Source organism: Micromonospora sp. NPDC049559 (genome assembly GCF_040676675.1).
Classification (GTDB): domain Bacteria; phylum Actinomycetota; class Actinomycetes; order Mycobacteriales; family Micromonosporaceae; genus JBFAPK01.
Genome location: NZ_JBFAPK010000035.1, coordinates 35,552 through 57,718, shown reverse-complemented (window position 1 = coordinate 57,718; position 22,167 = coordinate 35,552). Strand labels below are relative to the sequence as shown.

Genomic DNA, 22,167 nt, shown 5'->3' with positions numbered 1-22,167 from the left:
CCGGACCGGCGCCGCGACGCGGCCCGAGGGCGCGGGCCCGGCGCGCGGCGAGCAGAGCGACCCGACACGAACCCGGCGGAAGGAGGCGCAGATGCCCGAGGTGCTGTTCCCACTGGACTCGAACCGGAAGTTCCGCGACCAGGAGAAGATCGGCCACAACCGGTGGCATCCCGACGTCCCGCCGGTCGCCACCGTCCGGCCCGGACAGTCGTTCCGGGTGCACTGCCGGGAGTGGTTCGACGGTGAGATCCACAACGACGACTCGGCGCAGGACGTACGGGACGCACCCCTGTCGATCGTGCACGCGCTGAGCGGGCCGTTCGCGGTCCAGGGTGCCGAGCCGGGGGACCTGCTCGTGGTGGACATCCTCGACGTGGGACCGATCCCGCAGGAGGACTCCGGGCCCCTGGCCGGCCAGGGTTGGGGCTACACCGGGATCTTCGCCCGGGAGAACGGCGGCGGCTTCCTCACCGACTACTTTCCCGACGCGTACAAGGCGATCTGGGACTTCACGGGGCAGCGGGCGACGTCGCGGCACGTCCCCGGGGTGAGCTTCACCGGCATGATCCACCCGGGACTGATGGGTACCGCGCCCTCGGCCGAGCTGCTCGCGAAGTGGAACGCGCGGGAGGGCGCGCTACGGGCCACCGACCCCGACCGGGTACCGCCGCTGTCGCTGCCGCCGCTGCCGCAGGACGCGCTGCTCGGCTCGCTCTCCGGCGGGGACTTCGAGCGGGCCGCGGCCGAGGCGGCGCGCACCGCCCCGCCGCGCGAGAACGGCGGCAACCAGGACATCAAGAACCTCACCAAGGGCTCCCGCGTCTTCTACCCGGTCTACGTGCCGGGCGCGAACCTCTCCGTCGGCGACCTGCACTTCTCCCAGGGCGACGGTGAGATCACCTTCTGCGGGGCGATCGAGATGGGCGGCTTCGTCGACCTGCACGTCGACCTGATCAAGGGCGGGATGTCGACGTACGGGGTGACGGAGAACGCCATCTTCCTGCCCGGCAACACCGCACCGCAGTACTGCCGCTGGCTCGCCTTCTCCGGCATCTCCGTCAGCACCGACGGCGAGCAGCGCTACCTCGACTCGACGCTGGCGTACCAGCGGGCCTGCCTGCACGCCATCGACTACCTGACCAGGTTCGGCTACCAGCCCGAGCAGGCGTACCTGATCCTCGGCGCGGCGCCGATCGAGGGGCGCTTCTCCGGGGTGGTGGACATCCCGAACTCCTGCGCCACCGTCTACCTGCCGACCGAGATCTTCGACTTCGACGTACGCCCGTCGACCGGTGGTCCGGCCCGGGTCGACGCCGGGCCGGGTGCGCCGCGCGCGGCGAATTGACATCCACCGGTAACCGGAACGCACTTGATCACATGTCGCGCGGGCGGCATTGTGGTGAACGTGACGGGACCCCCGGCCCGCCGGACATCGCCCGCGTCCGCGCCGGACCACGGGGAGGTCGCGGCCGGCCCACCGGAACCGGTGCGGGTCGCGCTGCTCGGCCCGCTGCTGGTACGCACCCGCGCCGGCTGGGACACGCCGGGCTCGCCCCTGCTCCGCGCGGTGCTCGGCGTGCTCGCCCTCGCCCCGGGCACCGAGGTCACCGTGGCCGGGCTCTACACCGCGGCCTGGCCCGCCGGCGGCGCCGGATCCGCCAAGCGCAGCGTGCACCTGGCCGTGCACCGGCTGCGCCGCTGGCTCGCCGAGGTCGGCGCCGGCGTCACCCTGCACACCTCCGGCACCGGGTACCGGCTCGACCTGGCCGGCGGGATGACCGACGTGGAGCTGTTCCACGCCCTGGCGGCCCGGGTCGAGTCGACCGCGCCGGCCGTCACGGTCCAGCGGGTGATCGAGGCGCTCGCCCTCTGGCGCGGGCCGGCCCTGGCGGACGTACCCGTGCACGACGGTCTCGGGATCGCCCAGCTGCACCGGCAGCGGCGCCAGGTGGCGGTGGCCGGCGCGGAGGCCGCACTGGCGGCCGGGGACTGGGGCGCGGCGCTGGCGCTCGCGTCGCCGCTGGCCGAGGAGGACCCGCTCGACGAGGCGACCCAGGCGATCGTCGTACGGGCCCTGGCCGGGGCGGGCCGGCAGGCCGACGCGCTGGCGGTGTACGAGCGGGTGCGCGACAGCCTCGCCGACGAGCTCGGCGTCGACCCGAGCCGCGTGCTGCACGAGGCGTACCTCGGCGTGCTGCGGCAGGGCTACCCGGAGGAGAACCGCCCACGGCCGAGCGCCCCCTGCACCCTCCCGGCCGACGTCCCGGACTTCGTCGGACGCGACGACGCCATGGCGCGGCTGACCGGTTGGTGCCACCCGGCCGGCCCGGCCGCCACCCGTACCGTGATCGTGCTCAGCGGCGCGGCCGGCGTCGGCAAGACCACCCTGGCGGTACGGGTGGCGCACCGGCTCCGGGTCGACTTCCCCGACGGCCAGCTCTACCTCAACCTGCGCGGCTTCTCGGCCCCGCTGACCGCGATCGGCGCGGCCGGGCAGCTGCTGCGGGCCCTCGGCGTGCCGGGCCGGACCATCCCGACCGACGCGGACGAGCGGGGCGCCCTGATCCGCTCGCTCACCGTCGACCGGCGGTACCTGTTCGTGCTCGACGACGCGGCCGACGAGACCCAGGTCCGGCAGCTGCTCCCGGGCGCCGGCGGCGGGGTGCTGGTGACCAGCCGCCGGCCGCTGTCCGGGTTGGAGGGCGCGCACCGGTTCGAGCTGAATTCCTTCTCCGAGCCCGAGGCGGTCACGCTGCTCCGGTCGGTGGTCGGCGCGGCGCGGCTGGCCGCCGAGCCGGAGGCGGGCGCCGAGATCCTCCGGCGCTGCGCCGGGCTGCCGCTCGCCATCCGGATCATCGCCGAGCGGCTGGCCGCCCGCCCGGACCTGACGCTCGGAGAGGTCGCCGCCGAACTGGCCGGCGCGGGGCAGCGGCTGGACCCGTTCGCCGCCGGGGACCTCGACGTGCGCGCCAGCATCGGGCTGTCGTACCGGGCGCTGCCCGCCGAGCACCGCCGCGCGCTGCGCATGGTCGCGCTGCTGGCGGCGCCGGACGTACCGAAGTGGGTCTTCGCGGCCATCGCCGACGACCCCGTCGCGGGCGAGTCCGTCGTGGACTCGCTGGTGACCCTGCACCTGATCGAGTACGCGGGCGTGGACCGGGCCGGGCAGCACCGGTACCGGCTGAACGACCTGGTCCGCGCGTACGCCCGGGAGCGGGCCGGCGCGCAGGACGCCGACGCGGACCGGCGCGACGTCTTCGGCCGCGTGATCGACGGCTGGCTCGGCCTGGCCGGCGCCGCGGACCTGCGGCTGCGGGAGCTGACGGCCGCCGACGCGCCGCTGCGCGCGTTCTCGGCCGCGGGCGTGCCCCGGTGGTTCCCGACCGACCCGGGCCGGCTGCTGGCCGACCCGATGACGTGGTTCGAGGCCGAGCTGCCCTCGCTGCTCGCGCTCGTCGGCCAGGCCGGCGAGCTGGGCCTCGGGCCGCCGGTGTGGGCGCTGCCCGTCGCGATGGCGTACCACCTGGAGCTGACCGCCCGGGCCCGCGAGCGGATCGAGATCTTCCGGCGCGCGCTCGGCGCGGCCCGGGCGGCGGACGACCCGCTCGGCGTCGCCTACACCCAGCTCGAACTGGCCGGCGGGCGCCACGACGCCGGTGACCTGCCCGGCGCGCTGGCCGCGGCGCGGGCGGCCGCGGACTCCTTCGACCGGCTGGCCGACGCGTGGGGTGCGGCGCGGGCCGCGTTCCTCCTCGCCCAGCTGCACGAGCAGCTCGGCGACGTGCCGGCCGCGCTGGGCCGGCTGCGGGCCGCGCTCTGGCTGTACCGGTTCCTCGACGACCGTACCGGCCAGGGGCTGGCGCTCACCGCGCTGGCCCGGATGCGCTACGAGTACGGCAACAGCCCCGTCGCGGCGCGGCACTTCCGCCGGGGTCTGGCCCTGCTGCGGGCCGTCGGCAGCCCACGGTCGCTCGCCCTCGGGCTGCGCCGGGTGGCGATGTGGCACGAGCAGGAGGGGCGGATCGTCGAGGCGCTCGCCGGCTACCGGGAGTGCCTCGGGCTGGTACGCGAGATCCAGGACCGGGAGGGCGAGGCGTACCTGCTGCTCAACATCGGCCTGGTCTTCGTGGACCGGCCCGACCTGGGCCAGGCGCGGGAGTACCTGACCGCGGCCCTCTCCTGGTTCCAGTGCTCCGACGACGGCCGCGGCATGGGCCGTACCCTGCACGCCCTCGGCCGGCTGGAGCTGCGCGGCGGCGACATCGACCGCGCCGTGCCCTACCTGGAGGAGGCGGTACGGCGGTTGCCGGTGCCCCGGCTGCGCGCACCCGCCCTGCTGGACCTCGGCACGGCGCGACGGCGGCTGGGTCAGCACGAGCTGGCCGCCGCCCGGCTGCGGGAGGCCGAGGAGACCTTCCTGGACATCGGCGCCCTGGCCGGCGCGGAGCGGGCCCGCGCGGCGTTGGCCGAGCCGGACGGCCCCTGACGGGCGGTGCGGTCGGCGCGGCGCTGGCCGATCCGGACGGCCCTCGACGGTTGGTTCCGCTGCCGGACCCGCCGCGCCGTCCGCCCCCGGTTCGTATCGGACGGCACGGCGGGCCCGGTCAGCGGTTCCGCGCCGCCGGCCGGGCGGCCCCGGCGCGGTCGGTCCTGGCCGGGTCGAGGCCGGGTGCCTCCGTGCCGGCGCTGGGCGTGGTCGGGTCGAGGCCGGGTGCCTCCGTGCCGGCGCTGGGCGTGGTCGGGTCGAGGCCGGTCGCGCGGCGGACCAGCGGAACCGCCGCGCATCCGCCCTCGCGGGCGGCGCGCCGAGCCAGACCCGGCGAGGCGCCCGCGCCGACGATCCGTCCCTCGTGCACGGCGAGCCACTCCTCCTCGGGCGGACCGTCCGGCCCGGCCAGGCCGAGCGCCGTCACCAGCGCCGGATCGGGCCCGACCGGGCCCGCCCCGACGGCCGGCAGACCCCGCTGCCACTGCCAGTTGCGCCGCTCCCGCCGGCCGAGCGCGCGCCAGAGCGCGTACTGGCCGACGATCAGCGGCCCGAGCACGGTGAGCAGCGGTACGCCGGTGCTCAGTACGCCGGTCGCGAAGAGCACCCCGACGGTGGCCGTGACCGCGCACCCCGTCACGGCCGCCACCAGCCCGGCCGGGCGGCCGAACGAGCGCTGCGCGACGAGCGGGAAGAGCGCGAGCATCAGCAGGTCGCCGAGGCCGATACCGACGGGTTCGGCGCCGTGCGAGACGAGGAAGAGCGGCGCGAACGGCAGCCCCTGCACCTGCTCGAAGAAGCGGGTCATCACCGTGGTGAGCGTGGTCGCGGCCAGGTCGTACGCGGTGAGCAGCGCGGCCAGGAAGGCCACGTGCCCGGCGCGCATGCCGCTGCCGGCCCAGAGGCTCGCCACCGCGATCACCCCGACCGCGAGCAGCGCGTCGGTCAGCAGGATCACCGGTACCGGCCGGTCGAGCAGCCAGGCGGCGGCGGTGACCAGGCAGAGCCCGGTCGCGACCAGCCACGCCACCCGGCCGCCGAGCAGCGGCGCGAGTCCCAGCTGCACGGCGACCAGCAGCACCAGCCCGAAGACCGTGGCCACCACCGGGCCGGGCAGGGCCAGGTACGCCAGCGGGGCGACCACCACCATCGTGATGATGATCATCATGTCGCCGTACGTGTAGGTGCCGATCGGCGGCCGGGGCAGCCGGTAGCGGCCGGCGAAGGCCACGGTGGCGCCGACCAGCGCGGCCACGCAGACGTTGAGCGTGACGATCGCGGGAACCATCGGGTTCACCTTTCAGCCGGGGTGGCCGGGTCGCGGGCGGGGCCGGGTCTCGGGCGTGGGCGCGCGCGGCGGTGCGCGCGGACCGGGGCGGTGCGGGGTGGCGCTGGGCGGCTCACACGGGTGCTGGTGTCCGTGCGCGCACCCCGTACCGGTCGAAGGAGCGTTCCGTCAGGTCGGCGCGGAGCGGCGGGGTCCGCGGCAGGTCCGCCGCGTCCTCGTGCAGCATGACCCCGCAGATGTCGAGCCCGCGCGCGGCGACCGCCTCCTCCAGCCGGGCCAGCAGCGCGGGGGAGGAGCGCTCCACCGACACGTGCAGCACCGGGCCGAGCCGCTGGTCGACCAGCGCGTACCGGACCGGCAGCGGCACGGCGGGCTCGGCGTCGAGCACCTCCAGCACGTCCCGGTGCGGCACCCGCAGGCTCAGCTCGCCGGTGTACCGGCCGATGACGTCCGAGGTGGCCGGGATCGCGGCCAGTTCGCAGGTCGGCGCGGTGTCGAGCAGCCGGACCAGGTCCCCGGTCGCGTACCGCAGCAGCAGCGTGCACTCCCGGTACGGGACGAACGGGGTGATCACCACGATGCCGGTACCGCCCGGTTCCGCGGGCCGGTACGTGACCGGGTCGAGGAACTCGAAGTGCGCGAACTCGCGGCCGTAGTGCAGGTGGCCGGCGGTGCAGCGGGCGGCGCCGGCCGGTACCGCCTCGGTGAGCAGGTAGCCGATGTTGACCTCGGCACCGAAGACCGCGGCGGCCCGGGCGCGCAGCGCCTCGGTCAGCACCTCGCCGCCGACCTGGATCGACTCCAGGCCGAAGTCGGCCGGGCGCCAGCCCTCCCGCTCGGCGACCGCGACCAGGGCGGCCAGGTAGGACGTGTTGGCGGTCAGGTGGGTGACCTGCCGGGGCGACCCGGGCAGCGGCAGCGGGGCCGCGAGCCGCTCGACCGCCACCCGCGGTTCGATCGTGCCGAACTGCACGAACGTCGCCCCGACCGCCGGTACGGCGGTGCCGACCCCCAGCAGCGGTACGGTCGCCCGGGACGAGCCGGCGAAGGCGACCACGTGACCGGGCCGCAGCCGCTGGCTGAGCACCGCCGAGATGGTGTTGAGCGCGGTCAGCAGCTCCAGTTCCCGCCGGCTGAACCAGACGGAGGTGGGCTGGCCGGTCGTGCCGGTGGTGAGCGCCAGCAGGGCCGGCTCGACCCCGGCGGCGACGAAGGCGGCGGGCATGCCGCGCAGGGCGGCCTTGGGGGTGACCGGCAGCTCCGTCCAGCTCTCCAGGGTCAGCTCCGCCGGCGGGGGCGCGCCGTCGGCGAAGAGTCGCGCGTAGTAGGCGGTACGCGCCGCGGCCCGGCCGGCGGTCTTGCGCAGGCTGCGGGTGGTGATCGTACGGGCGACCTCGGGGTCGGGTGCCTGCTGCTGGCCCGGCAGCAGTTGGGAATCCTCGCCCGGCTCGCCGAACTCGGCGACCGTGGCGACGAGGTCACGGGCGAGTCGGGCGAGGCTCGCGACGGGCATCTCCTCGCCGCGCAGCAGGCCGGCGGCGTACCGGAGCTGGTGGATGGCGGTGGCGAACACGCGGAACCTTCCGGCGGGAGGGCCCGGAGCCGGCGGGAGATCGGCTCCGGGGTGGAACGACGTGCTGGCCTCGGGCAGACGCCGGTGTGGCCCCGGCTCGCGCCGGCCGGCGCCTGCCCTGGCGAGGCGGGTCGCTCAGCCGTTGAGCACGAACATCGCGCCGGCGAGCGTGCTGAGGGCGTGCTTGATGTAGTGCTTGACCATGTGAGTCCCCTTTCCGGGATCCGGATCTGGCTGGAACCGAGGATGCTGTCCGGCGCTTACCAACCGCTTTCCGCATAACCGCCGTAGCCCGCCCGGCGGAAAGCGCCCAGGCCAGCCGCGCCGCGTCGGGCAACCGACAGCCGCCGCGCCGGGGGGCTGCGCAACCCGCGCGGCCCGGAGGGCGTGTTAACGGCGTCTCCCGGCGGGGGCCCGGGGTGGGGAGGATGGCCGACGGTGACGACAGAACTGAACCTTGACGCGTTGCCACCGGTCACGCCCGCCGACGACGTCGGTACGGGCGGGTCCGCGGGGATCGACTTCGACGCGTTCTACCACGCCCACTTCCGGCCCATGACATTGCAGCTCTGCGCCTACACGGGAGACCTGGGGCAGGCGCAGGACCTGGTGCAGGAGGCGTTCTGCCGGGCGTTCGCGCGCTGGGACCGGGTGGTCCGGTACGACGATCCGGTCGCCTGGGTCCGCCGGGTCGCGTGGAACCTGGCCACCAGCCGGTGGCGCCGGCTGCGCACCGCCCAGACCTACCTGCGCCGGCAGCGGGAGGAGCACGTTCCCGGGCCGACCCCGGACCGGGTCGCCCTCACCGCCGCGCTCGCGCTCCTGCCACCGCAGCACCGGCGCGCGGTGGTGCTGCACTACCTCGCCGACATGGCGGTCGCCGAGATCGCCCGCCAGGAGGGCGTGGCGGAGGGAACCGTGAAGTCCTGGTTGCACCGGGGCCGGGTCGCGCTCGCCGCCGAGCTGGCCGACCGTAAGGAGCGGAACGATGGCTGACCACAACGACACCGGGTACGACGCCGGCGCGCTGGACGCCGCGTTCGTCGCCTTCCGTACGGAGCTGTCCGGCCGGGTGAGCCCGCCCGGTCCGGACGCGGTACGGCACACGGTCCGCCGTCGCCGTCGGGTCGCGATCACCACCGGGCTGGCCGTGGCGCTGGTGCTCGTGCTCGCCCCGGTGGCCGGGTACGCCGCGCTGGGCCGGAACTCCCCTCCGCCCACCGGTCCGGCCAGCACGGGCCGGCCGACCCCGTCGCCGACTGTGGCGCCCACCCCGACCGCCGCCCCGACCCCGACCGTCTCGGCCACCCCCGGCGTACCGGACGGCCGGATCTCCCGGGCCCAACTGCTCGGCGCCCGGCTCGACCTGCCCGCCTGGCCGGCCAGGTCGCCCTGCGAGAACAGCCGGGTACGGCTGACGGAGGAGACGGCCCGCGACGGCGACAACCTCCTCGTGGCCCTGGCCTACGGTGACGTCGACCGCGACGGGGCGACCGAGACGGTGGCCACCGTCCACTGTGTCGTCGGTACCCACGGGCCGCGGCAGGTGGTCGCGTTCGACCGGGACGAGAGCGGCAGGATCGTCGCGATGGGCCGGGTCACCCGGACCGAGCAGGGGCCGCCCGAGTGGATCTTCGACGACGTCGAGGTGCGCCCCGACGGCCTGGTCCGCGTGCAGCTGGGCGACATCGCGCCGGGCGGCGGCTGGGACGTCGCCTGGACGCTGCGCCAGTGGCGCGGCTACACCTGGGACGGGAAGAGGTTCGTCCAGTCCGAGGGGGAGCGCGGCTTCCCCGAGAACCCGCGCCGGATGAGCCTGGCCGTCACCGCGACCGACCTGGTCTACGGGGCGGCGGACGACGCCGGCCAGCGCACCGGGGCGGTCACCGTCACCATGAACAACCTCGGTGAGCTGACGGCCGAACGCCCCCGGCTCGTCTTCACGCTCAGCCCCGGAGGCGGCCAGGCCACCGCCAGCCCCGGCTGGTACGCCTGCCAGAAGGTCAGCACGGAGGGTGAGAAGCTCTACTGCGACCTGCCGCCGATGGCGCCGAGGACCGAACGCAAGCTCACCTTCCACATTCTCACCACCGGTACGGAGCCGCCGACCAGGGGCACCGTCGCGTTCCAGACGCTCGACGACAAGGGCGGCGTCGCCGTCGACTTCGGCGACTGGGACAACAGGGCCACGCTCACGGTCAGGTGAGCCGTCCCCCGGTGGCGGCGGTACCGGCCGCCGCCACCGGGTGGGTCAGCCCGCCGGCCAGTTCCGCAGCAGGGCGTCGAGAGCGTCCAGGGTCCGGGACCAGGAGGCGTCCGCGGGGCGCGGGTGGTGCCGGAAGCCGCCCGCGCGCTCCAGGCTCACGTAGCCGTGGAAGGTGCTGTGCATCATCCGTACCGCGTCGGTCTGGTCGGGCTCGGCGAGCCGGTAGCCGCGCAGGATGGCCCGCGTCATCTCCGCGTGCCGGGGGCCCGCGCTGGAGAGCGCCGTCTCCGGGTCCAGGTCCACCCGCATCGCGGCGTACCGGCCCGGGTGCTGGTGCGCGTAGTCCCGGTACGCGTTGGCGAACGCGACCAGGGCGTCCTTGCCGGCGCGGCCGGCGAGTGCGGCGGCGACCCGGTCGGCCAGCTCGGCCATGGCCAGCAGCGCCACCCTGACCCGTACGTCCTGGGCGTTCCTGATGTGGGAGTAGAGGCTGGCCTCCTTCACGCCGAAGCGGCGCGCGAGCGCCGTGATGGTCACCTTCTCGATGCCGACCTGGTCGGCCAGCTCCGCCGCCGCCAGGGTCAGGCGCTCGGCGCTCAGGCCCGCGCGCGTCATGTGCCCCACCCCACACCTAAATCATTTTGGCATCTGCCTAAAGAGTTTAGGCTAGTGCCTATGCTACCCCTCACCGAGCCCGCCATCCGCGCCGCCTTCGTCAACTGCACCAAGGGCGAGGCGCGGCGGCTGGCCGTACCGAAGGACCTGGCCGAACGCCCCTGGGGTGACCTCGACTTCTTCGGCTGGCGGGACCCGGCCGCGGCGGAGCGGGCCTACCTGGTCGCCGAGTCCGGCACGGGGCTGGTCGGGGTGGCGCTGCGGGTGGCGCCGCAGACCGGGCGGGTACGCCGCAGCATGTGCTCGCTCTGCCTGACCACCCACACCGGCGACGGCGTCTCGCTGATGACCGCGCGCAAGGCCGGCCGGAGCGGGCGGCAGGGCGACTCCGTGGGCGCCTACCTCTGCACCGACCTGGCCTGCTCGCTCTACCTGCGGGGGAAGAAGGACGCCGGGCGGCGCCTCGACGAGACCATCACCCTGGCCGAGAAGATCGAGCGTACGGACGCCGCCCTCGCCGCCTTCCTCCGCCGGGTCATGGACTGACGTCCGCTCCGCCGCGGACCGCTGACCGCTGACCGCGCCTCGGACCGCTGACCGCGCCTCGGACCGCTCCTCCGACCGGTCCGGGTCACCGGGCGGCGGCCGACGCTCTATCCAGGACCGCGCGCGCCGGATACGGTAGCCCCCGCATGATCATCACCGCCGCCACCACCTGGGGAGCTCACCCGAGCGACCCGGGACGACCTGGTACCCCCGCTGGTCATGTCCGGGACACCGGACACCTTTTGCATGTCTGTAGGGAGAACGATGCGATCAGTTCGCACGACAACGGCACTGGCGCTCGCGCTGCTGGTGCCGGGCGTCTCGGCGCTGGCCGGAGGCGGTTCGCCGGCCTCGGCGCGGCCCCCGGCCGCGGGCCGGCCGAGCACACCCCCGGCCGCGGACCGGCCGAGCACGCCGCCGGCCGCGGGCCGCGCGACCACCCCCGCGGTCGCGGCCAAGCCCCGGACGGTCACGCTGCTCACCGGCGACACCGTCCACGTCGGTGCCGTCGACGGCCGGACCACCGTCGACGTGGTGCCGGGGCGGGGACGGGAGCGGATCCCCTTCATCACCCACAGCGCCGGTGACGACGTACGGGTCATCCCCGCCGACGCGGTCGGCCTGCTCAACCGGGGCCGGCTCGACGCGCGGCTCTTCGACGTCTCGACGCTGGTCGGCTTCGGCTACGACGACAGCCGAACCAGCCTGCCGCTCATCGTGGAGCACGGCGGTGCCGCCCCGGCCGGCCTCGCCGGTGCCCGGACCACCCGGGCGCTCTCCGGGGCGAGCGCGGTCGCGGAGAGCCGCGCGGAGGCGGTCTCCTTCTGGAACGCCGTCACCTCCGCGACGGGCGGCGGGGAGCGGAAGCTGCGGGCCGGCGTCGACCGGATCTGGCTCGACGGGCTGCGCCACCCCACCCTCGACGTCAGCGTCCCGCTGACCGGCGTGCCGGAGGCCTGGCAGGCCGGCTGGACGGGGGCGGGGGTGAAGGTCGGCGTCATCGACACCGGCGTCGACCAGACCCACCCCGACCTGGCCGACCGGGTCGCCGCCGCGGCGAACTTCACCGCCGACCCGGACGTCCTCGACCGGGTCGGGCACGGTACGCACGTCGCCTCCACCATCGCCGGCACCGCCGCCGCGTCGCAGGGCCGGTACAAGGGCATGGCGCCCGGCGCGACCCTCTACAGCGCCAAGGTCTGCACCGAGGAGGGCTGCCCGGAGTCGGCGATCCTGGCCGGCATGACCTGGGCGGCGCAGCAGGGCGTCAAGGTCGCCAACATGAGCCTCGGCGGTCCGGACAGCCCGGAGACCGACCCGATCGAGGCGGCCGTCGCCGACCTCAGCCACCGTTACGGCGTGCTCTTCGTCGTCGCCGCCGGCAACAGCGGCGCGGCCGGCGAGTCCACGGTGGACTCGCCCGGCAGCGTGGCCGAGGCGCTGACCGTGGGCGCCGTGACCAAGACGGGCGAGCTGGCCGAGTTCTCCAGCCGGGGTCCGCGTACGGGCGACGCCGGCATCAAGCCGGACCTCACCGCGCCCGGCGTCGGCATCGTCGCCGCCCGCAGCTCCACCTCCGACCTGTGGCCCGACGACGAGAACCCGCGCTACGCCAGCCTCAACGGCACCTCCATGGCGACCCCGCACGTGGCCGGCGCGGCGGCGATCCTGGCCCAGCAGCACCCGGACTGGGGCCCCGATCGGATCAAGTCCACGCTGATGGCCGCCGCCCGGCCGAACGCCGCGATCGGCGTCTACGAGCAGGGCGCGGGCTTCCTCGACGTCGCCCGGGCGATCCGGCAGCCGGTCACCGCGAGCCCGGTCAGCGTCGCCTTCGAGCGGGCCGCCACCGCGCAGACGCGCACGGTCACGTACGCGAACTCCGGCTCCTCGGCCGTGACGCTGGCGGTCTCCCTCGACGCCAGGGACGCCGACGGCGCCGCGGCGCCGGCCGGCCTGTTCGGCCTGAGCGCCGCCGCGGTGACGGTCCCGGCCGGCGGCACGGCCACCGTCGCCGTGACCGTGCGGGCCGGCGCCGACCTGCCCGACCGCTACTTCGGCGGCGAGGTGACCGCCGTCGGCGGCGACGTGCGGGTGCAGACCCCGGTCGCGCTCGACGTCGCCCGCCACGAACTGGCCCTCACGCTGGTCGGCCCGGACGGCGCGGGGCCCTCGGCCGACCAGGGCTGGGTGACCGTGTTGACCGACCTGGACCGGCAGACCCTCCTGGTGCTCGGCGACCCCGCGACCACCCGGTACCGGGTTCGCGCCGGCCGCTACCTGGTCCAGACCTATTTGGAGACCGGCGACCCGTCCTTCCCCCGGATCACCTCGCTGGTGCGCCCGAGTCTCGACCTGACCCGGGACCAGGCGCTGACCATGGACGCCCGGCTGGCCAAGCCGGTCGCGGTGTCGGTACCGAGGCCGGAGGCGACCGCGGTCTTCCAGGAGTCCGGCTGGACGATCCGGACCGAGGCCCCGCAGATCTGGGGCAGCAACGACCCGTACGGCGTGCTGATGAACGTCCCCTTCGACCACGTGCGGACCGCGCAGATCGGGACCGGCAGGACGCCCGGCTTCGTCTCCTACGTCAACGGGATCTGGGGCCGGGTCGACTCCGACGGCGGCCTGCACAACAGCCCGTACGTCTACCGGGTCTACCTCTACGAGCCGGAGCGGATGATGACCGGGCTGACCCGCCGGCTGGGTACGGGCGACTTCGCCACGGTCCGCTCCCGGATCGGCGCGGACGTGGCCGGTGTGCCGGTGTCGCGGCAGGCGTTCGCGCACGCCCCCGGCAACTCGCCGATCTCCCGGTCGAACGACGGGCGGGTCACCCCGCCGAGCTTCAGCTACGACGTGCCGAGCACCATCACGGAGTACTACAACCAGGACAAGCAGGCGGTGTGGCAGTCGACCTCGGCCCAGCAGGGGTACACGTACTACCAGTCGCCGTGGACCCGCTTCGAGCCCGGCCGCACGTACACGGTGGCGTGGGCCAACGGGGTGGTCGGGCCGGTCTTCCCGGAGCCGAACTTCGGCCAGCAGTACGCCACCCGCTACTGGGGCGACACTATCGGCGGGCCGGGACCGCTGCACGGTGACGGTGCCGGCCACATGGGCTTCCGGCACGTCGTCGGCGGCAGCGTGCGGGTGGAGCTGTACCGGAACGGGGTCAGGATCGGAGACGCGGACCAGGCCCCCTGGACCTGGGACGTACCGGCGGAGAAGGGCGACTACCGGCTGACCGCGACCTTCCGCAGCGACCCGGCGTTCACCCTGTCCACCGTGGTCGACGCCGAGTGGACCTTCAGATCCGGGCACGTGCCCGACGGTGAGCTGGTGAAGCTGCCGATGACGGCGATCCGGTACACCCCGGAGCTGGACCTCGACAACCGGGCGCCGGCCGGCCGGCGCTTCGCCATCCCGATCTCCATCGACCGGCAGGTCGGTGCGGCGCCGAGCCGGACCAGCAGCCTGACCGTCGAGGCTTCCTTCGACGACGGCAGGACGTGGCGGCGGCTGACCGTGCGGCGCTCCGGCGAGAAGGCGGTCGCCTGGGTGCAGAACCCGACCGGCTCCGGCTTCGTCTCGCTGCGGGCCGCCGCGACGGACACCGGCGGCAACACCGTCCGGCAGACCGTCGTCCGCGCCTACCGGTACTGAGCGGCGACCCGGACGCGGCGCCGACCGGCGCCGCGTCCGGGTCGACCGGCGCCGGAGCGCTCGTCGAGCGCGGCGCGGTCGGCCGCCGGCGGGTCAGCCGGTCTCGGCCAGGACCCGCTCCAGCGCGGGCAGCACGCGCGCGCGCCAGCCGCCGCCCATGAGGGTGTACGCCCCGAGCTGTACCGGGTCGTCCGGGTCGAAGCCGGCGTGTTCCAGCAGGAGCCGGGTGCCGCGCCCCTCGGGCACCAGCGTCCAGGTCAGCGTGGTGTCGAGCCGGCCGCCCCGCCACGCGATCCGCAGCAGCCGCCGCGGCGCCAGCTCCAGCACCTCGCAGTGCACGACGCCGTCGAACTCCTGCTGCGGGCGGGGTGTCGTGTGGAACGTGAACCGGTGCCCCACCACGGGCTTGAAGTCGTTCGGCATCAGCCAGCGGCCGAGCAGCTCGGGGTCGGTCAGCGCCCGCCAGACCTTGGCCGGTGCGTGGGCGAGGTACTGGTCGACCCGGACGACCCCGCGCTCACTCATCGTCGTCCCCGTCCGCGGCGCCGCTGTCCAGCAGTTCGCCCAGGTTGGTCAACTTGTCCCGCCAGAACCGCTCGTACGGCGCCAGCCACTCCGTCATCTCGCGCAGCGGCTCGGCCCGCAGCGAGTACAGCCGCTGGCGTCCGGCCCGTCGCTCGACCACCAGGCCGGCGTCCTTGAGTACCTTCAGGTGCTCCGACAGGCTGGGCCGGCGCATCTCGAAGCGCTCCGCCAGCTCCTGCACCGGTTGCGGTCCCTGGTCCAGGAGCATCCGCAGCAGTTGCCGGCGGGTGGGGTTGGCCACCGCCGCGAAGACGTCCACCTCAGCGGCCCGCCGTGGCCTGGAGTACGAGCCCGTTGCCGTCCGGGTCGGTGAACCGCACGTACCGCCCCCACGGCGCGTTCTGGACGCCGTCGGGGATCTCCAGCCCGCGCGCGGCCAGCGCGGCGACGTCGGCTTCGAGGTCGTCGGTCTCCAGCACCAGCCCGCGCAGCGAGCCGGGCGGCATGGTGTCGAACCAGGTGACCAGCGTGATCGAGGTGGCCGCCCCCTTCGGCGCGACCTGCACCCACCGCTGGGCCGGCCCCATGTGGTTGTCGGCGAGCAGCTCGAAGCCGAGCACGCCGGTGTAGAACTCCTTTGCCCGGTCCGGGTCGGTGACCGGCACGGAGAGCAGCTTGATGTGTGAGATTGCCATGGTCAGAGACCATAGGTAGGAGAATTCCTACCTGTCAAGCCGGCCGTCGGGGCCGCCGGGGTGCCCGGCTGCCGGGGTCCGGGCCGCCGGGGTCCGGGAGAGGGTTGGGCGCCGGCCCGACCGGGTATGCCGGGGACACCGCCCGGCGCCGGGCGGCGACGCCAGCATGGAGAGCGCCAGCATGGGGAGGTGCGGCCGATGCGGCTGCGGGAGATCGAGGACCAGCGCCGGCGGACCCTGGTGGTCGCCTGCGACAAGGGCGACCGGGTGCCGGACGTGCTGCTCGACGCCGTACGGGAGCACGGGATCCGGGCCGCGCAGGTCACCGCGGTCGGCGGGCTGCGTAGGGCCGAACTCGGCTACTTCGACCGGGGGCGCCACGACTACCTGCGCATACCCGTGGACGAGCAGGTGGAGGTGCTCTCCCTGCTCGGCGACGTGGCACAGGCCGGCGACGAAACGCAGTTGCACCTGCACGCCGTGCTCGGCAGGCGGGACGGCTCGACCGTGGGCGGCCACCTGCTCGGCGGGGAGGTCTGGCCCACCCTTGAGGTGATCGTCACCGAGGTCGGGCCGGAGTTGGCCAAGCGCGTCGACCGGGAGACCGGGCTGGCGCTGCTCTCGCCCTGATCGTCCGCGCAGAGCAGGTCGGAGCCGCCCGGTTGGCCCGAGGCCGGAGCCGGAGCCGGAGCCGGAGCCGGACCGAGCCGGCCCGGCCCCGTGCCGTCGGTCCGGCGGAACGGAACTATCCGCACCACCACGGAATCGCGGCCCGGCCGGCCTAGCTCCGTGGCTCGACGTCCTCGGCCAGCACCGACCGTCGCGGCCGCGGCGGGTCCACGGCCCCGGTCGCGCCCGCCCGGTCGCGTACCAGCCGGAACAGCTCCTCGTGCGCGTCCAGGCCGCGCTCGGCAGCGAAGAGCGCGCGCGCCTCGCGCGCCTTCGCCTCCCGTACGTCGGGCGGGATGGCCGCGAGCCGCCGGATCGCCCCGGCCAGCGCGTCCGGGTCGCGCGGCGGTACGAGGGTGCCGAACCGGGTCGCCAGCACCGGGTACCGCCCGCCGGGCAGGTCGGAGGTGACCGACGGTACGCCGCACATCATCGCCTCGGCCTGCACGATGCCGAACGACTCGGCCAGCGACGGCAGCGCGAAGACGTCGATCGAGGCGTAGAAGTCGTCGATCTCCTGGCCGCGCAGCTCACCGAGGACGTGGATGCGGTCGTCGGCGCCGATCTCCGCGCGGATGTCGGCGAGGTTGTCACCGCCCATCACATCCCGGTGGTTCCCGGCGATCAGCAGCCGGGCGTCCGGGTCGGTGATCTGCCGGAAGGCCCGGACCAGGTACGGGATGCCCTTGTCCTCGACGATGCGCCCCAGGAAGCCGACGTGCAGCCCCCCGCCGCGCCGGTACCGTGGCCGGCCGCCGCGCCGGTCGAGGCAGGGGGCGGGGATCGCGCGGAACGGCTTGCGCCGTACCAGCGGCCAGAACTTCGACGCGTGGGCCTGGTCCTCGCTGTTGGTGATCACGGCGGCGGAGCGGCGCAGCGCGGCCCGGGAGGTCACGTCGGAGGCGGCGACCGCGACCCGGTTGAGCAGCCCCGGCGGCAGGTACAGGTCGATGTGCAGCATGCTCACGATCGGGGTGGGGTGGGCGAGCCGGGAGAGCAGCGCGGCCTCCGCCATCGGCAGGTTCAGGTAGAGCAGCGAGGAGCGGCGCGCGATCCGGGCCGCCTCGACCGGGTACGCCGGGCTGATCTGCGCCCGGGTGATCTGCCCGAGCACCGGGGAGCGGTACACGTCCACGCCGGCGATGGTCTCCCGGCGCGGCGTCGAACGGTCGTGCTGGCTGGTCACCACGGCGACCCGCCAGCCCCGCGCCGCCATCCCCTCGGCGACGGTACGCGCCGTGTGGGTCACCCCGCTCATGTACGGCAGGTAGTAGGTGAGGGCGACGGTCAGGTCGTACCGCGTCCGGGCGTGGGTCATCGGCACGGGTCTCCTTTCGCGCGGATCTTCCGGGGTCAGAGGGAGAGGACGACGAACTGTCCGGCATGGTCGGACAGGCCGGCCGGCGGCACCATCCGGTACTCGTGCACCCCGACGTCCCGGCTGGTGAAGACCCAGTCGAGCCGCCAGAGCGGCAGGCCGTACCGGGTCCAGGAGGTCGGGTAGAGCGACCGCTGCGCGGCGGTGGCGTCGACCAGCCGGTCCGGCAGGGTACGCAGCAGCCGCATGGCCGGCGAGGTGTTGAGGTCACCGGCCAGCACGACCGGGTTCGGGTTGCCGGCGACGTCGGCGGCGACCGCGCGGTAGTTGGCCCGCCGCAGGTCGGTGCGGGCCAGCGCGTCCTCGGCGGTGTCGGGGTCGCGGGCCGGCAGCCCGACGACCGGCACCTGGAAGTGCGCGTTGTAGACCGACAGCACCCGGCCGGCGACCAGCAGGTCGGTACGGAGCGTCTTGACCGTGTGGTACGCCGGCAGCCGCGAGTCCGCCGGCGGCAGGTCCGGCCACGGCCGGGACAGCCAGGGGCGTACGTCCACGGCCCGCTCCAGCGTGATCGGGAAGCGGGAGAGGGTCAGCAGCTCCCCGGCGACGGCGACCTGGTAGCCGGGGAACTCGCGGCGGATCCGCTCCAGCGCGTGCACCGGCAGCGGGTTCCACTCCGGGTCCAGGTAGAGGTACTCCTGGAGCAGGTAGACGTCCGCGCGCTGGGCGTGCAGGTGCCGGTAGAGCCGGTCCGGGTCGCGGATCGGCTCGCCGGCCGGCCCGGCCGCCAGCAGCTGGTCCCAGTAGAACGTGTTCCAGGAGAAGACGCTGACCGCACCGGGCGGGGCCGGCGGCGGGGCGGGCCGCAGCGCGGCCGGGTTGACCCCGGCGAGGGGCCAGCCGAGCCCGAGCGCCGCCGCGACCAGCGCCGCGTACCCGGCCCGCGCCGGCCGGGCCCGGGGCACCGGCGCGAACGGCAGCAGGAGCAGCGGCACGGCGAGGAAGAGCGGCGGCGGCAGCAGGTCCGGCAGGTTCCACCACCAGGCCCGCCCGGACAGCGACAGGTGGGCCAGTACGAAGGCCAGCCACGCCCCGGCCGCGCCGAGCAGCACCCGGCCGGGCCAGCGTCGCCCCCCGGTCGCGCCGAACGCGGGCCGTCGGGGCCGGCGGATCGCGGGCCAGCGGTGCCGGCGGCGTGCCCGGGTCGGGGCCTCGCCCGGCGCGGCCGGGTCGACGGCGGTCACCACTGGGCCCGCCCGGCCAGCAGCAGCGCCCCGGACGCGGCGGCCCAGAGGGTCGCGTTGGTGACCAGCACCGGGTCGCGGACCAGCGTGCGTACCGGGTTGCCGCCCGCGTCGTGCACGAAGACGAGCTGGAGGTAGCGGAACAGCCCGAAGATGGCCAGCGGGGTGAGCAGGGTCGTCGCGACCGGCGCGTACCCGGCCAGCGGCGCCTCGTGCCGCAGGTAGAGCAGGTAGCTGCCGGCGGCCAGCGCGGCGGAGAGCTGCATGAGCTGCTCGGTCAGCGCGACCGTGTAGCCGCGCAGCGCCGGCCGGTACGTGCCGCCGGTACTGCGCAGCTCCTGCCGGCGCTTGCCGAGGGTGAGCAGCAGGCAGACCGTGAAGACCGCGGTGAGCAGCCAGCCGGAGACCTCGACGCCGGTGGCGAGGTACCCCTGCACCAGCCGCAGCGCGAAGCCGGTGGCGACGAGGAAGACGTCCAGCAGCGGTACGTGCTTGAGGCCGAGGCAGTACCCGAGGTTGAGCAGTAGGTACGCGCCGAGCGGCCAGGCACCTGCGGCCGGGAGGAACGGGAGCAGGCCGCCGAGCAGCGCCGCCACCACCGCCGCGAAGAGCACCGCCGCGCGGGGCGAGAGCCGGCCGGAGGCGATCGGACGGTGCCGCCGCGCCGGGTTCGCCGCGTCGCGGCGGCGGTCGACGAGGTCGTTGACGACGTAGACGAGGACCGAGCCGAGGGTGAAGGCGACGATCGCGGCGAGCAGGTGGCCCAGCGCCGGAACGGTCCAGCTCCGCGGGTCGAGCAGCGGTACGGAGACGACCAGGACGTTCTTCGGCCACTGCCCGGGGCGGGCGAGTCGTACCAGGGCCGCGGCGACGGCGAGGGCTCCGGCGACGCCCCCGGCGCGACGGGCGGGGGCGGTCTCGACGGGCTGCGTGCCGGGGGTGGGCAGCGCGAGGCCGGTGGGGGCGGTCGGGTTCATCAGAAGAACGCCTTCGCCACGCGCAGCGCGCCCTGCGACCACGGGTCGCGGCTGGTCCGGCCCGCCTGGGCGGCGCCGCCGCGGTCGCGCTGCTCCCGCCACCACCGGAACGTCCGCAGCAGCGCGTCCTGGTTGGAGTACCGGGGCGTGAAGCCGAGCCGGTCGCGCGCCTTGTCGGTGCTGACGTACGAGTCGGCGAGCAGCTTGCGCAGCAGCCGGTCGTAGACGGGGGAGAGGCGGGCCCGCCGCAGCAGCCGCAGGGTGAGCAGGGCGGGCCGGGCCGGTACGGAGATCACCCGGCGGTGGTGCCCGGCGGCGTCGAGGACCGCCTGGAAGTCCTCCCGCAGGGTGCCGAACCGGGCGGCGGCCACGTTGAACGTGTCGTCGGCGACGGCCGGCGCGGCGCGCAGGGCGACGAGCACACACTCGGTCAGGTCCTCGACCGCGCACATCTGGATGCGTACGTCGCCCCGGCCCAGGATCGGGAAGTGGCGCCCCTCGTGCGCCCACTCGAAGAGCATGGCGAACAGCCCCATCCGGCCCGGGCCCAGGAACGTCTTCGGCCGCAGCACCGGTACGCAGAGTCCCCGCCCCCGGAACTCCTCGGCCAGCTCCTCGGCGGCGGCCTTGGCCCGCCCGTACGTGTCGACCGGGTCGCGCGGGTGGGTCTCCGGGGTGGGGACCAGCTCGGGCAGGCCGTACACGGCCGTGGTGGAGACGTGCACCACCCGGGGTACGCCCGCGTCGAGCGCGGCGGCCAGCACGCTGCGCGTACCGTCCACGATCACCGACCGGATCTCCTGCGGCGCGTAGCTCGGCAGCGCGGCGGCGCAGTGCACGACCGCGCCGGCCCGCCGGAACGCCGCGGTCATCGCGGCCCGGTCGCGCACGTCCGCCACGGTCGCGGCGATGCCCGCCTCGGCCGGTACGCGCAGGTCGACGCCGTGCACCGGCACGCCCTCGGCGGTCAGTCGCCGTACCACGAAACCGCCGAGCATCCCGCTCGCGCCGGTCACCACGACCGGGCGGCCGTCGCCTACCACGCCGCACCGACCTTCTCCCGGACGAATCCGGTCAGCAGCCGGCGCAGCCCCAGCGCGAGCGTGGCGTCCAGCGCGGTGAGGAAGTACTCCAGCTCGGCCGGTTCGACCACCAGCGACGGCGCGACCATCAGCGGGTTCTCCGCGTTCGGGCTGTAGTACGTCATGATCTTGTGTTCGCGGTAGAGGTGCGCGATGACCGACAGGGTGATCAGCTTGGTGCCGAACCGGGGGTCGCGGCTGAAGCCGGGTACCAGCCTTCCGGCGAGTTCCAGCAGCTTGGGGCCGCTGTTGAGGAAGACGCCGTGCAGCGAGCCGACCCCGGCGACCCGGTCCACCGCCTCCGGGTGGGCCGCGCGGATCCGCTCCAGCCCCGGCCCGAGGACCGCCTCGATCCGCCGGGCCCGGCCCGGGAAGTCCTCCTCGACCACCACGTTGACCGCCTCGATCGCGGTCGCCGTCTCCTCGCCGAAGCCGTAGTACGTGGTGCTGTGCAGGATCACGTCGGCGAGCCGGTCGTACGCCCGGCGGAACAGCCGCTCCCGCGCCGTGTACCCGGAGATCGACGCCTTGCCGCCGCCCAGGGACTTCGAGTAGGTGACGATGTCCGGCAGCAGCCCGTCGTGGCGCATGAAGTAGAAGAGGCTGCCGGTCTTGCCCCAGCCGGTGTAGACCTCGTCGAAGATCAGCACGATGTCCTCGTCGGTGCAGAGCTGCCGCAGCTCCCGCAGCGCCGGCTCGGACCAGCTGCGCAGGCTCGACGCGCTGAACGGCTCCACCATGACCGCGTAGACGTCGCTGCTGCCGTCCGGCCGGCGGCTGGCCTCGACCGCCGCCCGTACCGCCGCCACGTCCCCGTACGGGTAGACCACGGCGTTGGGCAGCCCCGGGAAGCGGAAGTGGTTTTCCGCCGAGCCGGTCAGGCTGCCCGCGCCGAGCGTCTTGCCGTGGAAGCTGATATCGGCGCGCAGAATCGTGTCGCGCTTCCCGTCGTGGTACTTGTACGCCATCTTGATGGCGCCCTCGTTCGCCTCCGCGCCGGAGTTCGGGAAGTAGGAGATCGACAGGTCGCCGGGGAGCAGCTCCGCCACGTTGTGGCTCAGCGCGGCCAGGTACGGCGAGAAGAACGCCTTGTGGATCTCCATCCGCCGCCGCTGCGCGAACCGGGTCCGCGCGGCGAGGATCCGCGGGTGGTTGTGCCCGTGGTTGAGCACCCCGACCCCGCCGGAGAGGTCCAGCACCCGGCTGCCGTCGCGCATGTGGACCCACGGCCCCTCGGCCCGCTCCACCAACTCCCGGCCGAAGCCGAACGTCGTCAT

Annotated in this window: 18 protein-coding genes; 7 read left to right on the top strand and 11 right to left on the bottom strand. The window is 74.9% G+C overall.

Translation table 11 applies throughout. The annotated features are described in order from the left end of the window. Nucleotides 1-91: 91 nt before the first annotated feature. Together fmdA and AB0J86_RS29810 are read left to right on the top strand one after the other, a co-directional pair. Nucleotides 92-1,345: a formamidase gene (gene fmdA / locus AB0J86_RS29815; RefSeq protein ID WP_363860968.1), complete on the top strand. Its 1,254-nt coding sequence runs from the start codon at nucleotides 92-94 to the stop codon at nucleotides 1,343-1,345. A 60-nt stretch (nucleotides 1,346-1,405) separates the two neighbouring features. Beyond that, nucleotides 1,406-4,486: a BTAD domain-containing putative transcriptional regulator gene (locus AB0J86_RS29810; RefSeq protein ID WP_363860967.1), complete on the top strand. Its 3,081-nt coding sequence runs from the start codon at nucleotides 1,406-1,408 to the stop codon at nucleotides 4,484-4,486. Between the two features lie 118 nt (nucleotides 4,487-4,604). Here the strand turns inward: AB0J86_RS29810 and AB0J86_RS29805 are convergent, their stop codons facing one another. Together AB0J86_RS29805 and AB0J86_RS29800 are read right to left on the bottom strand one after the other, a co-directional pair. After that, nucleotides 4,605-5,774, bottom strand: coding sequence for a hypothetical protein (locus AB0J86_RS29805; RefSeq protein WP_363860966.1), 1,170 nt, complete (start codon nucleotides 5,772-5,774; stop codon nucleotides 4,605-4,607). Nucleotides 5,775-5,886: 112 nt separating this feature from the next. Next, a complete protein-coding gene (locus AB0J86_RS29800; protein WP_363860965.1) occupies nucleotides 5,887-7,347 on the bottom strand; it encodes a hypothetical protein in 1,461 nt (486 codons plus the stop codon). 465 nt (nucleotides 7,348-7,812) lie between these two features. On the opposite strand from AB0J86_RS29800, the gene AB0J86_RS29795 reads away from it, so the two are divergent. Continuing rightward, nucleotides 7,813-8,343, top strand: coding sequence for a SigE family RNA polymerase sigma factor (locus AB0J86_RS29795; RefSeq protein WP_363861008.1), 531 nt, complete (start codon nucleotides 7,813-7,815; stop codon nucleotides 8,341-8,343). Next, on the top strand, nucleotides 8,336-9,553 hold the full coding sequence (locus AB0J86_RS29790) for a hypothetical protein (protein WP_363860964.1): 1,218 nt from the start codon (nucleotides 8,336-8,338) through the stop codon (nucleotides 9,551-9,553). The genes AB0J86_RS29795 and AB0J86_RS29790 overlap by 8 nt, the downstream gene beginning before the upstream one ends. A 45-nt stretch (nucleotides 9,554-9,598) precedes the next feature. Here the strand turns inward: AB0J86_RS29790 and AB0J86_RS29785 are convergent, their stop codons facing one another. Further along, the gene (locus AB0J86_RS29785; RefSeq protein WP_363860963.1) at nucleotides 9,599-10,168 is read right to left on the bottom strand and encodes a WHG domain-containing protein; all 570 of its coding nucleotides are present in this window, start codon (nucleotides 10,166-10,168) and stop codon (nucleotides 9,599-9,601) included. 60 nt (nucleotides 10,169-10,228) lie between these two features. Between AB0J86_RS29785 and AB0J86_RS29780 the strand changes: the two genes are divergently transcribed. Together AB0J86_RS29780 and AB0J86_RS29775 are read left to right on the top strand one after the other, a co-directional pair. Beyond that, nucleotides 10,229-10,714 (top strand): FBP domain-containing protein, encoded by a 486-nt coding sequence (locus AB0J86_RS29780; protein ID WP_363860962.1) that lies wholly within the window; start codon nucleotides 10,229-10,231, stop codon nucleotides 10,712-10,714. Nucleotides 10,715-10,978: 264 nt separating this feature from the next. After that, on the top strand, nucleotides 10,979-14,380 hold the full coding sequence (locus AB0J86_RS29775) for a S8 family serine peptidase (RefSeq protein ID WP_363860961.1): 3,402 nt from the start codon (nucleotides 10,979-10,981) through the stop codon (nucleotides 14,378-14,380). A 93-nt stretch (nucleotides 14,381-14,473) separates the two neighbouring features. Here AB0J86_RS29775 and AB0J86_RS29770 read toward each other — a convergent pair whose 3' ends face one another. Genes AB0J86_RS29770 through AB0J86_RS29760 form a run of 3 tightly spaced genes read right to left on the bottom strand, consistent with a single transcriptional unit; the run spans nucleotide 14,474 to nucleotide 15,600 of the window. Next, complete coding sequence (locus AB0J86_RS29770; protein ID WP_363860960.1) at nucleotides 14,474-14,905, bottom strand: SRPBCC domain-containing protein; 432 nt, start codon at nucleotides 14,903-14,905, stop codon at nucleotides 14,474-14,476. Then, nucleotides 14,898-15,224, bottom strand: a complete 327-nt coding sequence (locus AB0J86_RS29765; protein ID WP_363860959.1) for a metalloregulator ArsR/SmtB family transcription factor — start codon at nucleotides 15,222-15,224, stop codon at nucleotides 14,898-14,900. The genes AB0J86_RS29770 and AB0J86_RS29765 overlap by 8 nt, the downstream gene beginning before the upstream one ends. A gap of 1 nt (nucleotide 15,225) precedes the next feature. Beyond that, nucleotides 15,226-15,600: a VOC family protein gene (locus AB0J86_RS29760; protein ID WP_363860958.1), complete on the bottom strand. Its 375-nt coding sequence runs from the start codon at nucleotides 15,598-15,600 to the stop codon at nucleotides 15,226-15,228. Between the two features lie 198 nt (nucleotides 15,601-15,798). Between AB0J86_RS29760 and AB0J86_RS29755 the strand changes: the two genes are divergently transcribed. Beyond that, a complete protein-coding gene (locus AB0J86_RS29755; RefSeq protein WP_363860957.1) occupies nucleotides 15,799-16,230 on the top strand; it encodes a PPC domain-containing DNA-binding protein in 432 nt (143 codons plus the stop codon). Between the two features lie 151 nt (nucleotides 16,231-16,381). On the opposite strand, the gene AB0J86_RS29750 is transcribed toward AB0J86_RS29755, so the two are convergent. Genes AB0J86_RS29750 through AB0J86_RS29730 form a run of 5 tightly spaced genes read right to left on the bottom strand, consistent with a single transcriptional unit; the run spans nucleotide 16,382 to nucleotide 22,167 of the window. Continuing rightward, nucleotides 16,382-17,587 carry a glycosyltransferase family 4 protein gene (locus AB0J86_RS29750; RefSeq protein WP_363860956.1) on the bottom strand — a complete coding sequence of 402 codons (1,206 nt, stop codon included), beginning with the start codon at nucleotides 17,585-17,587 and terminating at the stop codon, nucleotides 16,382-16,384. Between the two features lie 35 nt (nucleotides 17,588-17,622). After that, on the bottom strand, nucleotides 17,623-18,831 hold the full coding sequence (locus tag AB0J86_RS29745; RefSeq protein WP_363860955.1) for an endonuclease/exonuclease/phosphatase family protein: 1,209 nt from the start codon (nucleotides 18,829-18,831) through the stop codon (nucleotides 17,623-17,625). Continuing rightward, complete coding sequence (locus AB0J86_RS29740; RefSeq protein ID WP_363860954.1) at nucleotides 18,828-19,808, bottom strand: UbiA prenyltransferase family protein; 981 nt, start codon at nucleotides 19,806-19,808, stop codon at nucleotides 18,828-18,830. The genes AB0J86_RS29745 and AB0J86_RS29740 overlap by 4 nt, the downstream gene beginning before the upstream one ends. Continuing rightward, nucleotides 19,808-20,851, bottom strand: coding sequence for an NAD-dependent epimerase/dehydratase family protein (locus tag AB0J86_RS29735; RefSeq protein ID WP_363860953.1), 1,044 nt, complete (start codon nucleotides 20,849-20,851; stop codon nucleotides 19,808-19,810). Before AB0J86_RS29735 ends, AB0J86_RS29740 begins: the two co-directional genes overlap by 1 nt. Continuing rightward, nucleotides 20,845-22,167, bottom strand: a complete 1,323-nt coding sequence (locus AB0J86_RS29730) for an aminotransferase class III-fold pyridoxal phosphate-dependent enzyme (RefSeq protein ID WP_363861007.1) — start codon at nucleotides 22,165-22,167, stop codon at nucleotides 20,845-20,847. Before AB0J86_RS29730 ends, AB0J86_RS29735 begins: the two co-directional genes overlap by 7 nt.

What these genes read in the sequence shown, in the direction of transcription:
- AB0J86_RS29785 (WP_363860963.1), bottom strand. Translation starts at nt 10,168, where the DNA reads ATGACGCGCGCGGGCCTGAGCGCCGAGCGCCTGACCCTGGCGGCGGCG.
- AB0J86_RS29770 (WP_363860960.1), bottom strand. Translation starts at nt 14,905, where the DNA reads ATGAGTGAGCGCGGGGTCGTCCGGGTCGACCAGTACCTCGCCCACGCA.
- AB0J86_RS29805 (WP_363860966.1), bottom strand. Translation starts at nt 5,774, where the DNA reads ATGGTTCCCGCGATCGTCACGCTCAACGTCTGCGTGGCCGCGCTGGTC.
- fmdA (WP_363860968.1), top strand. Translation starts at nt 92, where the DNA reads ATGCCCGAGGTGCTGTTCCCACTGGACTCGAACCGGAAGTTCCGCGAC.
- AB0J86_RS29755 (WP_363860957.1), top strand. Translation starts at nt 15,799, where the DNA reads ATGCGGCTGCGGGAGATCGAGGACCAGCGCCGGCGGACCCTGGTGGTC.
- AB0J86_RS29740 (WP_363860954.1), bottom strand. Translation starts at nt 19,808, where the DNA reads ATGAACCCGACCGCCCCCACCGGCCTCGCGCTGCCCACCCCCGGCACG.
- AB0J86_RS29780 (WP_363860962.1), top strand. Translation starts at nt 10,229, where the DNA reads ATGCTACCCCTCACCGAGCCCGCCATCCGCGCCGCCTTCGTCAACTGC.
- AB0J86_RS29790 (WP_363860964.1), top strand. Translation starts at nt 8,336, where the DNA reads ATGGCTGACCACAACGACACCGGGTACGACGCCGGCGCGCTGGACGCC.
- AB0J86_RS29775 (WP_363860961.1), top strand. Translation starts at nt 10,979, where the DNA reads ATGCGATCAGTTCGCACGACAACGGCACTGGCGCTCGCGCTGCTGGTG.
- AB0J86_RS29760 (WP_363860958.1), bottom strand. Translation starts at nt 15,600, where the DNA reads ATGGCAATCTCACACATCAAGCTGCTCTCCGTGCCGGTCACCGACCCG.
- AB0J86_RS29750 (WP_363860956.1), bottom strand. Translation starts at nt 17,587, where the DNA reads ATGACCCACGCCCGGACGCGGTACGACCTGACCGTCGCCCTCACCTAC.
- AB0J86_RS29730 (WP_363861007.1), bottom strand. Translation starts at nt 22,167, where the DNA reads ATGACGACGTTCGGCTTCGGCCGGGAGTTGGTGGAGCGGGCCGAGGGG.